Annotated in this window: 11 protein-coding genes and 2 pseudogenes; 5 read left to right on the top strand and 8 right to left on the bottom strand. The window is 47.9% G+C overall.

Going from position 1 to position 14,158, the window contains the following annotated elements; genetic code table 11:
* Window positions 1–67: 67 nt before the first annotated feature.
* Entirely contained in the window at window positions 68–1,018 is a 951-nt protein-coding gene (gene tal / locus EA26_RS10265) for a transaldolase (RefSeq protein WP_039427274.1), read from the bottom strand.
* A gap of 461 nt (window positions 1,019–1,479) precedes the next feature.
* On the opposite strand from tal, the gene EA26_RS10270 reads away from it, so the two are divergent.
* Together EA26_RS10270 and EA26_RS10275 are read left to right on the top strand one after the other, a co-directional pair.
* Window positions 1,480–2,472, top strand: coding sequence for a sugar-binding transcriptional regulator (locus tag EA26_RS10270; protein ID WP_039427275.1), 993 nt, complete (start codon window positions 1,480–1,482; stop codon window positions 2,470–2,472).
* A 145-nt stretch (window positions 2,473–2,617) separates the two neighbouring features.
* Window positions 2,618–3,916 (top strand): glycoside hydrolase family 18 protein, encoded by a 1,299-nt coding sequence (locus tag EA26_RS10275; RefSeq protein ID WP_039427277.1) that lies wholly within the window; start codon window positions 2,618–2,620, stop codon window positions 3,914–3,916.
* A 16-nt stretch (window positions 3,917–3,932) separates the two neighbouring features.
* On the opposite strand, the gene EA26_RS10280 is transcribed toward EA26_RS10275, so the two are convergent.
* From EA26_RS10280 to moeA, 4 genes are all read right to left on the bottom strand, one after another.
* Window positions 3,933–6,218: a bifunctional diguanylate cyclase/phosphodiesterase gene (locus tag EA26_RS10280; RefSeq protein ID WP_039427278.1), complete on the bottom strand. Its 2,286-nt coding sequence runs from the start codon at window positions 6,216–6,218 to the stop codon at window positions 3,933–3,935.
* A gap of 29 nt (window positions 6,219–6,247) precedes the next feature.
* A complete protein-coding gene (locus EA26_RS10285) occupies window positions 6,248–7,078 on the bottom strand; it encodes a sulfurtransferase (RefSeq protein ID WP_039427279.1) in 831 nt (276 codons plus the stop codon).
* Window positions 7,079–7,152: 74 nt separating this feature from the next.
* Complete coding sequence (gene moeB / locus EA26_RS10290; protein WP_039427281.1) at window positions 7,153–7,908, bottom strand: molybdopterin-synthase adenylyltransferase MoeB; 756 nt, start codon at window positions 7,906–7,908, stop codon at window positions 7,153–7,155.
* Between the two features lie 9 nt (window positions 7,909–7,917).
* Window positions 7,918–9,153 (bottom strand): molybdopterin molybdotransferase MoeA, encoded by a 1,236-nt coding sequence (moeA, locus tag EA26_RS10295; RefSeq protein ID WP_039427282.1) that lies wholly within the window; start codon window positions 9,151–9,153, stop codon window positions 7,918–7,920.
* 174 nt (window positions 9,154–9,327) lie between these two features.
* Between moeA and folE the strand changes: the two genes are divergently transcribed.
* Both folE and EA26_RS22585 read left to right on the top strand, forming a co-directional pair.
* A complete protein-coding gene (gene folE / locus EA26_RS10300; protein WP_039427283.1) occupies window positions 9,328–9,981 on the top strand; it encodes a GTP cyclohydrolase I FolE in 654 nt (217 codons plus the stop codon).
* Window positions 9,982–10,040: 59 nt separating this feature from the next.
* Window positions 10,041–10,139, top strand: a pseudogene (locus EA26_RS22585) (hypothetical protein); the annotation flags it as partial.
* Here EA26_RS22585 and EA26_RS10305 read toward each other — a convergent pair.
* Together EA26_RS10305 and clcA are read right to left on the bottom strand one after the other, a co-directional pair.
* Window positions 10,110–11,009, bottom strand: a pseudogene (locus EA26_RS10305) (TDT family transporter); the annotation flags it as partial. The pseudogenes EA26_RS22585 and EA26_RS10305 sit on opposite strands and share 30 nt — an antisense overlap.
* Before the next feature lie 248 nt (window positions 11,010–11,257).
* Complete coding sequence (clcA, locus tag EA26_RS10315; RefSeq protein WP_039427287.1) at window positions 11,258–12,661, bottom strand: H(+)/Cl(-) exchange transporter ClcA; 1,404 nt, start codon at window positions 12,659–12,661, stop codon at window positions 11,258–11,260.
* Between the two features lie 454 nt (window positions 12,662–13,115).
* On the opposite strand from clcA, the gene EA26_RS10320 reads away from it, so the two are divergent.
* Complete coding sequence (locus EA26_RS10320; RefSeq protein WP_039427288.1) at window positions 13,116–13,691, top strand: hypothetical protein; 576 nt, start codon at window positions 13,116–13,118, stop codon at window positions 13,689–13,691.
* Here EA26_RS10320 and EA26_RS10325 read toward each other — a convergent pair.
* Window positions 13,657–14,067, bottom strand: coding sequence for a helix-turn-helix domain-containing protein (locus tag EA26_RS10325; protein ID WP_039427289.1), 411 nt, complete (start codon window positions 14,065–14,067; stop codon window positions 13,657–13,659). The genes EA26_RS10320 and EA26_RS10325 overlap by 35 nt on opposite strands.
* Window positions 14,068–14,158 lie beyond the last annotated feature (91 nt).

The raw sequence follows: 14,158 nt of genomic DNA on the forward strand, positions 1-14,158 counted from the left end.
ATTATTTGAGTCTAAAGAAGAAATAAGTAGGGGAACGTTTGCGTTCCCCTAGTTGGATTCTGTGTGATTACAGTTTAGCTGCAATCATCGCTTCGAGTTTGCCTTGGTCAACGGCGAAGTTGCGGATGCCTTCTGCCAGTTTCTCAACCGCCATTGGATCTTGGTTGTGATCCCATAGGAATTCCGCGTGAGTCATTGGTGCAGGGCGCTCTGCTGCACCTTTAGAGTCAACCAGTTTCTCAACCACTTCACCTTCAGCCGCTTCAAGTTCTGCAAGTAGAGCAGGTGCGATAGTCAGACGGTCACAACCAGCCAGTTCTAGGATCTCACCGATGTTACGGAAGCTTGCGCCCATAACAACGGTTTTGTAGCCGTACTCTTTGTAGTAGTTGTAGATCTTAGTCACAGACAATACGCCTGGATCTTCTGATGCTTCGAAATCACGGCCTTCTTTCGCCTTGTACCAGTCCATGATACGACCAACGAATGGAGAGATTAGGAATACGCCCGCTTCTGCACAAGCACGCGCTTGAGCGAAAGAGAATAGTAGAGTCAGATTACAGTTGATGCCTTCTTTCTCTAGGATTTCAGCTGCGCGGATACCTTCCCAAGTAGAAGCGAGTTTGATTAGGATGCGGTCGTTTGTGATGCCAGCATCGTTGTACATTTTCACCAGTTGACGTGCTTTCGCGACGCTGCCTTCCATATCGTAAGATAGACGAGCGTCCACCTCTGTAGAGATACGACCTGGGATTGTTTTTAGGATTTCTTTACCGATGTTGACGGCAAGCATGTCGCAAGTGTCTTGGATCTGCTGCGCTTTGTCATCGCTTTGCGCTTTTGCGTACTCGATAGAAGCATCGATCAGAGGTGCATACTCAGCGATTTGAGCCGCTTTTAGAATCAGAGAAGGGTTGGTGGTGGCATCTTCTGGTTGGTATTTCTTGATTGCATCAATCTCACCAGTGTCTGCAACCACAGTGGTTAGTTTGCGAAGTTGCTCTAACTTGTTGCTCATAATCGATCATCCTATATAACGGGCTATCGCTCGGTGTGAACACCTGAGCGAATACATTTGTAAACTGACTAGCGAATAGTTTAGTGCGAATTGAGCACCCCATTCTCTACTGGTCAGAAAAAATTTAGCGACCGAACATTTGTTTTGAACATTTGCTCGATGGCTGAGTAAATGATGTGTTCATATTTATCCTATCAGCCTAGAAAGTCAATGGCTGAATGGGGGGGAAGGTGACCTCTATCAACGTTTTTCTTTGTGGGTAATCGAAGAAAAAGTAAATAAACGTTTGCCCTTATCTGGTGTGGATTAGCGTCGAACAAGCATTAACATTTTCGTTACTGAGAAAATGTCATTTCCATGAGCAAAAGTTGCAGCTAAACTCAGCTATAACATATGCTAAGTCAATGAGCATTTGCTCAGACAAGACGATAATAGCGCTCCTTGATAACGGTGGAATGTAGATGAGCGGTTCAAACCAAGAGATATCGATTGAAAATACAGATTTATTGACTGAAATTTCCGTTGCCTACTATCAAGATGGGGCGACTCAGGAAGAGATCTCCAAGAAATTCTCAGTGTCGCGCGCAAAAGTGGGTCGGATGCTCAAGCAAGCGCGAGACGAGGGGATTGTTGAAATTACCGTCAAATATCACCCAGTGTTTAGTGCCAAAATTGAGCAACGTTTGATCGAACGTTTTGGCGTAAAGCGGGCGTTGGTGGCGTTGGATCAACCCAGCGAGGAAGCACAGCGTCAGCAGGTGGCTGGCTTAGTGTCGAATTACCTCACCAGCACGTTGAAAAATGGCATGGTGGTGTCGGTCGGCCAAGGACGAAATGTGTCGGCTGTCGCCCATCATGTTGGCGTTATTACACCAAGAGACTGTAAGTTTGTCTGTGGCATTGGCGGAATTCACCCACGCGGAGGCATGTTCAATGCAGACCATATTTGCCGTCAACTGGCGAAAAAATACGGTGGGACTTCAGAAACCTTATATGCTCCCGCTTACGCAGAGAATCGTGAGCAGAAACGTGCTTTTATGCAAAATGCGACAGTAAAACAGACGCTTGATCTGGCGAGAAAAGCGGATATTGCTCTGGTTGGTATTGGTGATATGAGCGAAAACAGCTATATGGTTGATTTGGGATGGTTCACGCCTGATGAAGTGGTGCAATCTCGTTTGCAGCAAGGTGTGGTGGGAGATTTTGCTGGCTACGATTTCTTTGATATTCATGGCAACGTTGCCAACACCGTTATGAGTGACCGCGTGATTGGTCTAGGTATTGAAGAGTTTCGTCCCATCTCTGAAGTGATTGCCATCGCAGCTGAAAACAGTAAGCCATTAGCGCTGCTTGGTGCACTGCGTACTGGCGCTATCGATGTGCTTGCCACCAGTGTTAGTAATGCCCTCACTGTGCTGAACTTAGATGAGCAGATGCAAGGTCGGCAAGCTTGAGTTGAACCTTTGTTTCTGGCACAAAAAATGTGCAACGGGTGCAACCTAACGGCGAGAATTCTTAAATGACTCGCAGCTTGATGAGATTGTCGGGATGAAAACGGTTCCTGAGAGTAGCTTAGTGAGGTTAACTCTGGAGGGAACTATGAAAAAAACGCTTATCTCTGTTGCACTTTTAACCTGTTTTAGCGCTGCATCCTTCGCGGGCGACAAAGTGGTTGCGGGTTACTTTGCCGATTGGCAATACGCCAATCCATCGAATCCGTACACAGTGCAAGATATCCCCGCTGAAAAGCTGACTCACGTTATTTATGCCTTTTTAAGCATGTGTGGACCGCATACTGGGGCCTCTGACACCGTGCAAAAGCTGGTTGCCAAACAGTGTCAAGGCAAAGCGCCTTTCAGTGCCATTGTGGTGGATACGGAAGCTGCGCTAGAAAAAGATTTTGGCAAAGTGTCAGTAAAAGTGCCTTATAAGGGCCATTTTGCGCAGCTCGCTCAGTTGAAGCAGCAACATCCACAACTCAAAATTTTGCCTTCTTTTGGTGGATGGACCATGTCTGAGCCGTTTCATGCGATGGTCAAAGATCCCAAAGCGATGGCGCAATTCTCGAAAACTGCCGTTGAACTGATTCATCAATATGATTTCTTTGATGGGATTGATCTTGACTGGGAATATCCCGGCGGCGGCGGTTTAACCACCTCTCCGTGGGACCCAGCAACCAAGCTGTCTGACGAGCAAAAAGCAGCTGAGCGTGAAGCCTTCACGTATTTGGTCAAAACCATGCGTGCTGACCTAGATGCGTTGGAAAAACAGACAAAGCGTGAGTATGAGTTGTCAACCGCAGTGGGTGTCGGCGCAAAAGCCGCGCAAATCGACTGGAAATCAGCCTCACCTTACCTGACCAACATGTTTGCCATGACCTACGATTTCCTCGGTGGTTGGGGCCAGCAGACCGGACATACCACCAACTTGCATGCCACAGAACGCAGTTGGTGGGGCATGGGCGCTGACGTCTTTATCAATCAAATGATAGAGCAGGGGATCCCGAGTGACAAACTGGTGATTGGCGCTGCGTTTTATGGCCGTGGCTGGCAGGGCACTAAGAATTACGACGGCCAAGCGCCAAAAGCAGACTTACTTTCTGAGCAAGGGGCGCAGTTCGGCACTGGAGAAAATGGTTACTTTATGTTCTGGGATCTGGTGAAAAACTACGGTGAAAAACAAGGTTATCAATATAACTACGATGAGCAATCTCAAGCGCCGTATCTGTGGAATCCTGAGAAAAAAGTGTTTATCTCTTTTGAGGACCAACGCTCCATCAAAGCGAAAGCGCAATGGGCGAAACAAGCCAACTTAGCGGGCATTTTTACTTGGGAACTTTCGGGCGATCCAAGTGGTAAGTTGGTCGATGCGATGTACTCCGAAATGCAACAAAAATAGCGTATCGCATCTTAGACTACCCCGCCTTGTGCGGGGTATTTTTATCGAGATATTCAGTCAAAGCTTTAATATCCAGAGGTTTTGAGTAGTAATAACCTTGCAAGAGATCGCAATGACATTTTGCCAGCAGGTCAGCCTGTGCCTGCGTCTCTACCCCTTCTGCCAGCACCGCCATACCGAAGTTTTTACCGATTGCGATGATATTTCTCACCATATTGTAGGATTTTGCATCATGTTCGATGTGATCGACAAAACTCTTATCTATTTTCAGTTCATCAATCGGCAGTGCTTTGAGCATACTCAGTGAAGAGTAGCCTGTACCAAAGTCATCCAGTGAAATCTTCAGACCTAATTGGTGGATTTCTTGGCAGATCGGCTTGAACTGCTGCAGATCTTCGATAAACAGATTTTCGGTGATCTCAAGGGTGACGGACTCTCGATCAAAATTGGCTTCTTCGATCACTTTGAGCAGGTGATAGGAGAAGTCTTTCTGCATGAACTGTTTAACTGAAATATTGATCGAAAGGTTGAGCTTACGTCGCTGAGGCTTAACGTAAATAGCCATCTCATTGACGCTGCGCTCAATAATAAATTTGCCTAATGTGACCATTAAGCCAGAGCTTTCGGCGACCGGGATAAAAACGTCTGGTGGAATGAATCCTAGCTCATCATCTTGCCAACGCACCAAGGCTTCCACACCATGAAAATGACCATGCACATCCACCTGAGGTTGATAAACCATCGAGAGACTTTTGTTCTCAATCGCCAAACGTAGGCGCTGCTCCACCCGCATTTTGTACAAGTGATCAGCCTGCATCTCGGTGGTAAACAGGCGAAAGGAGTTGCGATCTTGCTTGGCCTGGTACATTGAGATGTCTGCTGCGCGCAGCAGTGCATCAAGATCGGCTCCATGGGTTGGGTATACCGCGATGCCAATGCTACAACTGAGTAAAAAATGCACGTCGTTGACTAAGTAGGTTTGCGACATGCTGGTGATCATCTCTTTGGCAAGAATGCGCAACAAACTTGGATCCGTTTCTCTGACTAACATGATGAACTCGTCACTGGCTTCACGGACGATTAAACGTTCAGGGGTCAGAAAACTGCTGAGCCGTTGAGCAATCTGCTTTAAGACTTGGTCGCCAAAGTCATGCCCATGAGTGTCATTGACACTCTTGAAGTTGTCGATATCGATGAATAAGAGCGCGAAAGGGGCCGTTTTGTTCTTGGTCCAAAGAGGAATGGTGTTGCGCAAATAAAGTCGATTCGGCAGGTCTGTCAGGGCATCGTGTGTCGCTTGGTAGTTGAGCCGTTCTAATGTCTCTTTCTCATTTTCAGCGATCGATCGAACTAATCCATAAAAGGCCAATTGAACGGCGAAGAAAATCAGCAGATAGAGGCCAAACTGTTGGTGAAATGTTTGATTGAGGAAACGCATGTCGGTGGTAGACACCGCCCAGAGTTGATAATCCGCTAAGTATTTCACCGTCATTATTTCGGAGTGGTTAAGGCTGTTGGTGATAAAAGTGACGGGTTTCTGCTGCCTTTTTAATTCGGCCTCTGTGAGAGATATATTGGCCGCTGCGGCTGTGATCGCTTGCCGATAGCGGACATCTTCAACAGGAGTCGCATAGGGGTCAATACCCATATCTTCGGCTGAAATAAAGGTGCGGTAGAGATCTTCGCGGATCAGACTAACGCGGTTGAATGGGTTGTCGTGGATGTCGTTACGAAAGACCAGTGTTGAGTCCACTTTCAGCCCTGCGGTCATAACCGCAATCACATTCCCTTTGCGATCTCGAATCGCTTTACGGATAGGGATCACCAGCGTTTGTAACGCAGGCATGAAGTAGGTCCGTCCGAGCACCATTCGGTTGGAATTTAACGTTTGTAAAAAGCTTTCTCGAGTAACCGGATTGAGTTTTAGGTTGGTCATGTCCGAAAGGTGAATATTAGAACTTACGGCGAGGAAGTTACCTTCGGCATCGGTCAGACCGAATCCACCTATGGCGGAATGGATGTTCATCAAATCATCCAAGATGGGCCGGATCTGCATCGCAGCGGTGAGGGTAAAATCGTTTTTCAAAATCAGTTGGCGACCAACCACTTCTAGCAGCGACTCCTGACTTTTCAGCAAAGAGTCTACCGAGGAGGAAAACAGTTCCAACTGGAGCAGTTGCTTATCCTGATACTTTTGTATATTTGATTGATAGAGAGAGCGGCTAAAAAGGGCAAAAAGGATGAAGGTCAGCGTGACGACCACCAAATACACCATCCAGATATTCCGTTTAAATCCTGCCATTTTTAGCCTTCTAGTCGTTAGGCAAACTCCTAAACTTCAATCGGAAGTGCAGAGTTGCTACCCCATTCAGTCCATGAACCGTCATACACTGAAAGATTACGGTGATTCAGTAGGTAGGCTCCCAGCAACAAAATACAGGCAGTGACACCGGAACCACAACTGAAAATGATGGGCTTATCATTTACTAATGGTAATGGTTCGAACGCAGCTTGCAACCCAGACAAAGGTTTAATAAAACCACGTTCCATCAGATGAGAAAATGGCAAACAAACCGAACCTGGGATATGGCCGCTACGAATGCCTTCGCGAGGTTCAGCCACTTGGGCATGAAAGCGTTCTTTTGAACGGGCATCAACAATGTTGGCACTGCGCGCATTACTATGAATCAATACGTTATCGGCACTGAGAAAGTAAGTTTTATCGAGTGTGCCGTGAAAGTTTCCTTTCTGTGATACTGCTTCAAAATCAGACTGGGTCGGATAACCCGCTTCAACCCAGGCACGTAGACCACCATTTAAAATCTGCACATTGTGATGTCCCATCGCTTTGAGCATCCACCAAGCGCGTGGCGAGGCATAGGTACCGGCATTGTCATACACCACAATATGACTATCTTGGTTCAGACCAAGCTGCTGCGCTTTTTGGTTGAATGTACTTTCGTCGGGCATCATATGTGGCAATGAGCTGCTGGTATCGCAAAACTCGTGGTCATAATCAAAACGTCTCGCTCCGGCAATCACTTTGTGCAAAATTTTCTGTTCGGCATTGGGAATGGTGAAATCAATGCTGGCATCAAGAATGATCACGTTATCTTGATGTTTGATATTGTGTAGTTCCTGCGCGGTAATCAGAGGGGTCATTACAACTGTTCCTTATTGTTGATCTCAGTCCATTGCCAACAGACGGCTAAGTTAGAGAGTTATCCACGAAGATTTTACTGGCCTTGGCAGACAGGGCAATTGGCTAGTTTCGTCAGTTTCATTTCTCGCCAAGAAAGTGTCATGGCATCAAAAATCAATACCTTGCCCACCATGGGCTGACCGAAATTCGCCAGCACTTTGACCGCTTCCAAGGCTTGCATCGCACCAATAATTCCTACTACGGGTGCCATCACACCCGCTTCGACACAGCTTAAGGCGCTACTGCCAAACAGTGCACTTAAACACTGGTAGCAAGGTTGTTTGGCATCTTGATACAAGAACACGCTGATTTGTCCTTCCATACGGATTGCCGCACCGGAAACCAGCGGCGTTTTTGCCACAAAGCACAGGCGATTGAGCTGATTGCGTGTCTCGATATTGTCGCTGGCATCAAGCACCAGATCGTGTTGGGCGATAAGTTCGGCCAACGCCTTGTCGTCTAAACGACCATCTATAGTTGATACGTTAAGATATGGGTTAAGTTCACGCAACGATTGAGCTGCCGATTCGACTTTCTTGCGGCCTATATCGACATCATGATGCAATACCTGGCGCTGTAGGTTAGACAGCTCTACCACGTCATCGTCGATCAAGGTGAGCTTTCCAACGCCAGCGGTGGCGAGATATTGACTGGACGCACAACCTAAACCACCCGCACCCAGTATCAGCACTGAGCTCTGTTTGAGTGCCTCTTGACCTGCAAAATCAAACTGGCGCAAGACAATTTGACGGTTATAACGCAGCATTTCTTGGTCGGATAAGATCTCCACTGCGTGCTCCTAGTACATTGTCGAATTAAACGGTTGAATGGTGACAGTCTCTCCCGCTTCGACGCGGCCACGCTCACTCTCTAAGACGACAAAACAGTTGGCCAAGCTCATAGAACGAAACGCACCTGAACTTTGATTTCCGGTACTTTCCACCACAAATTGGCCGTTTTCGATGCGATAGACGCCACGTTGATAGTCGGTTCGACCCGGTGACTTTTTGAAGGCGCTTTGAGTGATGGCGTGAATGGATTCTGGCGCTTTCCATTGTGAGTGGCCAGCCAGTTTGGCGAGCATTGGCTGCACCAGCACGTACAAGGTGACGATGGCAGACACCGGATTGCCGGGCAGGCCGCAAAACCAAGCGGTGCGCAGTTTGCCAAAAGCGAACGGTTTGCCCGGCTTAATCGCCAGCTTCCAAAAACCGATCTCGCCCAACTCTTGCAAAATGTCTTTGGTATAGTCCGCTTCACCGACGCTCACCCCACCTGATGTCACCACGACATCAGCCAAAGATTGCGCCGTGTCAAAGGTTTTTCTCAGGGTTTCGGGGCAATCGGGAATAATGCCAAGATCGATGGCTTCGCAACCGAAATTTTCAATCAGCGGCTTAATGCCGTAGCGATTGCTGTCGTAAATCTCGCCTTCCAACAAAGGCTCACCTAATGATTTCAGCTCATCTCCGGTAGAGAAAAACGCCACTTTCGGTTTGCGCACCACAGTGACATGGCTGATACCAAGCGAAGCGATCATCGGAATATCACGCGGGGTGAGTCGAGTGCCTTTTGCGAGCACGAGATCGCCACAGCGGATGTCATCACCGATAGGGCGGATGTTCTCGTTGGGTTTAATCTGACACTGCTGAATAATAATACCCGTCTCACTCACTTGAGTGTTTTCTTGCATGATCACCGCGTCGCAGCCTTCAGGGATCTTCGCGCCAGTCATAATGCGAATACAACTATTCTCCTGCCATTCACCTTCAAATGGTTGACCAGCAAAGGATTTGCCTGCAAGAGGAAGCGGCTTGTTTGGTTTAAGATCGGCGAGACGAATCGCGTAGCCATCCATGGCGGAATTGGCAAATGGTGGAACATGAATTGGGGAAAGAACGTCTTCGGCGAGCACAAAACCCAGCGCTTCAGCGAGAGGAAGTTTCAACGTTGTTTGAATTGGTTTAATACCGGAAAGCATTTTTTCCAGCGCATCTTCAATAGGCATTAAGCCTGGTGCATCACAACAGCCCATAGTGAATTCCTGTTGAATTAAGATATTAGCGCACTGTAGCACAGAACAAAGGGAGGGAAGAATGTCCCTCGGTAAAATATGGATGTAATTATTCAAAAATACGAGTATCCTTGTCAGCCATCCAAAAGGGGTAATCTTCGGTTGGGTGATGCTGTAGCAGTAAGAGGAAGTACAATGTCAGGTTTGAGCGAATCCGCTAAATTAGTCAAAGATGCGCTAGAAAAACGTGGTTTAGAGACACCCATGGTGCCAAACCAATTCAGTCGTGAAGAGAAGAAAGAGAAGATCGAGCATCATATGCGAGAGATCCTGGCTCTGCTTGAACTGGATCTGACCGATGACAGTTTAGAAGAAACACCTCGCCGCATCGCCAAAATGTACGTTGATGAAATCTTCTCCGGGCTGGATTATCAGAACTTCCCCAAAATCACCGTGATTGAAAACAAAATGAATGTCAGTGAGATGGTGCGTGTCAAAGACATTACCCTCACCAGCACGTGCGAACATCACTTGGTGACGATTGATGGTAAAGCGGCAGTGGCTTATATCCCGCGTGGCAAAATCATTGGTTTATCAAAAATTAACCGCATTGTTCGTTTTTTTGCTCAGCGTCCACAGGTACAAGAGCGCATGACACAGCAGATTTTAGTCGCGTTGCAAACCTTGCTGGAATCCGATGATGTGGCGGTGACAATTGATGCTACTCACTACTGCGTGAAATCACGTGGGGTGATGGACGCCACCAGTGAAACCACCACCACCGCATTGGGTGGGATTTTCAAAAGCAATCCCGCAACTCGCGCAGAATTCTTACATGGCTTGAGATAACGAGAGCCACAGATAAAAAAGCGTCAACCTAGGTTGGCGTTTTTTTATGTCTCTTATTGTTGGGCATTCGTTGCCGCGATCTCTGGCCAGTACATTTTGAAGTAACCCACCGAGACCCAAACAACCAACAAAGTCGCGATGCTCAATTCAAAAAAGCCAAAATTGTGCAGCCAGTGCCAATGAGGGTGGGATTCGGCAAAAAACTGTGTCAGTCGATGCATGGCAATTGCGCTGATCACCGAAGGGAAGGTGACGGCGGCAATTGATGGCTGAAATTTGAGACGCAGCAGACGAATGTAACAGAGATAAATCAGCAAGGTCATGGTGATAGCGATGCCAGCCAGAGCGCCGGTTAAAATGGGATCAGGCTGTTTGAAATTGACCAAATAAGCGGCCAGTGACAAGTTCACCGGGGCGGCCATGATGGCGAGTGTTGGCCTTGCTCTTCTGGGTAAAGAACCAAAAAACACCAAGCGATAGAGCACTAACGGCAGCAAGAAGAAATAGATGCCGATGCAAACCAGCGCCAAGGTTTCGGAAAACACGTTGTGGCCAAATTGCGATCCCGCCAACGAACCACTAATGAGCCCCACCGGATACAAAAACCAACTCGGCACGATATTGGACATTTTAAAGTTCATGATCTGGAAGCTGAAAAACAGCACCATCATGGTGAAATGCAGCAAAATAGCCATAAACCACAATGGATAAGCAATAGCTGGTGAAACCGCCGCCAGATAGTCACACAACACCAAAAGCGCCATGCTCATCGGCGCCATCAAACTGCCACTCAGCGGGTGACGGATATCGTTGAGAAACGTTCTTGCGCTGGTGGCATAACGAGCTAACACAGGCAAAAGCAGCAATGCGCCGAGAGTGGCCAAAAATGGGCGAATCGGCACGCCAATCTGCGGGAGATACAAGGCCCAAGCCTGTCCTAAACCAATCATGCCTAGTGCAAGGGCCGCTTGTGACGGGGGAACGCTTTGCACTTGAACAAGTCTTTTCCAGTTCAACGATAACTCCATTTATCTCGTTTTGATTTTTGGGAAAGGTGCCGTCTGGAGTGTGTTGATGGCGAAGTTGGTGATGACACACCAAATTGTTAATGTCTTTGTACGTCTGTACAAGGTTATAACAGACAGGCTGATGTTCGTTTCGACTCTTACCAGAAGGCGCAGGAATGTTAACAAGCTTAATGAGAAGTTGCGCGAAAAATTTAGCACATGGCACAAAAATGCCGGGAAGTGTTATTCCCGGCTGAGAATATGAGACGTCACGCCGCGGGTTGTTCGGGCAGATCTTGCTGGCGAAGTTTTTCGTTTTTGATCGTACGATGCAAAAGTTGGCTGTAAATCGGTTTACCGCCACACGCCTGCGCGCAGATCACGGCGCCAAGGCTGGTGATAATCAGCGGCAGAATCAGGTAGTAGTTGTTGGTCATCTCGATCACCAGCAAAATGCCAGTAATGGGAGCACGTACGGTTGCAGCAAACAGAGCGCCCATGCCCGCGATGGCGAACATACCGGGTTCAATCGGCAGATCTGGCAGTAGCAGTTTCGCCGTCGCGCCGAAGGCGTAACCAAACAAGGTGCCGAGCGCGAGCATTGGTGCAAAAATACCGCCAGGTGCGCCAGAACCGAAGCAGATTAAGGTAGTGGCAATACGCCCGACAAACAGCCACACCAAGACAGAGATGCTGTAGTTGCCAGTGGTGATCTCGGGGATCAGGTGAATGCCGCCACCAGTCAACTCCGGAATGTAGAGCAGTAATAAACCAAATACCCCGCCAAGGCAGGTACCAGTGAGCAGATAGCGTTTCCGGTCATTCTTATGAATGGCGACAAACGTATCTTGCGCGACGGTAACCAGCTTGTTGAACAGTACGCCAAACACACCAAATAACCCGCCGAGCAGAAGAAACAACCACAGCGCCTGCAGCTCCGGCGGCTGATATTGTGGCATGGTGATGACCGCACTTTGTCCATTGATGGTGCGAAACACAATATTGGCCATCACGGCAGAGATGATCACAGCGCGAATGGAGATCAATGAGTAACGAAATTGCGGGCGCATCTCTTCCACGACAAACATGATTCCCGCGAGAGGGGCATTGAAAGCCGCCGCTAAACCGCCCGCGGCGCCAGAAGCGAGCAGTGAGTGGCGAGTATCGTCATCTTTGACGCGGAAAATATCGGTAACCATACGACCAACCGCGCCACCCATCTGCACTGTCGGACCTTCTCGGCCAAGCACCATGCCAGAGCCCAGTGCGCCCATACCACCAAAAAACTTCACGGGCAAAACACGCCACCAGCGCACCGGACGAATGTTATCCATTGCCCCTTCGATTTCTGGGATGCCGGAGCCAGCGGCTTCCGGGGCGAAACGGTGGACCAAAAAATACCCGACAAAGGCGAGTGCGGCACTAATCAGAATCGCAGCTAACCACAGTGGCACTACGTGGCCAATTTCATCGCGCAGCCACTCGGTGCGAGTTTCGGAAACGAAGTGCACCGCAATCTCAAAGTAGGTACCGACTAACCCAGCAACAATGCCGACCAACGCCGAAAGAAAAAGCACAGAAATCGGTGTAGAACCTCGAGAGAGAAACTGGTTAATGGCATCTTTAGGGACTCGCACTAACACAGATTGCACTATTCTCTCACGTTTGGTCATTACCATTCTCCGCCTTGTATGATAGGGATGCCGATTATAAACGGGGCCGGCTATGTGTCTTAATCAACAAAGATGCAAATTAGCTTTGCAAAATTAATAGGTGCTACAAATGTTTACATGTTTAAGGTTCTGCAACGAATAAAAAAGATAGAATTTTTCTCTCAGATTCCTTGCAAAGTTGCGTTTATGAGCCACACTTAGATCGTAAAGCAACATGCTGCTCTAAGAAGGAGGGATGTGAGGTTTTACATACAATTTGGATGGATTCAAAACCCTACTGTAGTGCCTCGTATATTGTTTGGGATGCAGCTATAGACATCCCGATTCGCAAACTCACGATTGAGTACGAGGTTAAGGCGCACGCTAGTGCGCCTTTCTGTTTGGTAATTTTTCGTTTATGCTAGCTTGCTAAGTCGTTGAAAAACGATTCTTCTTCAGAATAGATGCCGAATTTATGTCTCGTTATTTGTTTCTTATTCTCTTTTGCAGCTTCTCGGTATTCGCTAACCCAGCGCTCCTCTCCGGACAACTAACTGGTCAACAATTGGCTCTGTCGGCAGCATCAATTTTAGAGAAGGGTGATTTTTACCAGTGCGGTGACGATGAAAGTGTGCGCTACTGTATTGATGATCTTGTTTATTATCAGAGCCATTTTTATGCAGAAGTGACTTTCGAAAAGCGTGCTTACCAGATGTTTATCTTTGCCCCCTACAGTGATTTTCTCTGGACGCAAATCCAATTAGGTTTTGCGAAAGATCGCTTGCAACTGGCAAAGGTGACCGCCGCCGAACAGACGTTTGACGTCAAAGCGCAGTGGCGAAATGTCGGCGATGAGACGGGTTTGTCTGCACTTGATAAATCCTTGATACTTTTTCTCAATCAAATCAACGCTAAGCCTCAACAGCAAATATGGCTGCCGAAAGCGCAATATTTGAGTGATACCCCAGAGCTGAGTGTGGAGTTTAGCCATGATACTCAGTCGATAGAACTGCGCATCACTCGTCGCTTAACTCTTTCGCCGAGCGAGTAAGAAAGGCGACCATCGCCTCTTTGTCCAAATACCCATCTGCTTTTTTATGTGCACGAAGATATTGGTACCCGGCGACAATGCTTTGATGCTCCGCCATTTCCTCGTCTGTCAAATGGCGTCCGGTCACGTGTTGATAAGCCATGCGATAAGCGGGGGCGTCCACGACCTCGGCTTGGCGGTACAAGTAACCACAGCCTGTGGCCAGCCATTCCAAAGAGCAGTTTGCCCGCACGGCAATTTGATTGGCTTTGGAGAGGCTTAGCTCGCTACCATTGAGATACTTACGGATCAAAGCTTCTGAAAGGCCAACACGGCGGGCAAAACCGCTGATGCTCTCTTCGCCAATTAAGGTGTTTAAACGCTGCGCAAAACTCATTACTTCGTACTCCAGTTCGAACTAATCCAGTTTACGCGTTGAGCCAATGGCAAAACAAGTCTAGGATTGTCGGCAGTTAAAGAAAAGGAGA

The sequence above is a fragment of the Vibrio navarrensis genome, from assembly GCF_000764325.1.
In the GTDB taxonomy this organism is placed as follows: Bacteria; Pseudomonadota; Gammaproteobacteria; order Enterobacterales; family Vibrionaceae; genus Vibrio; species Vibrio navarrensis.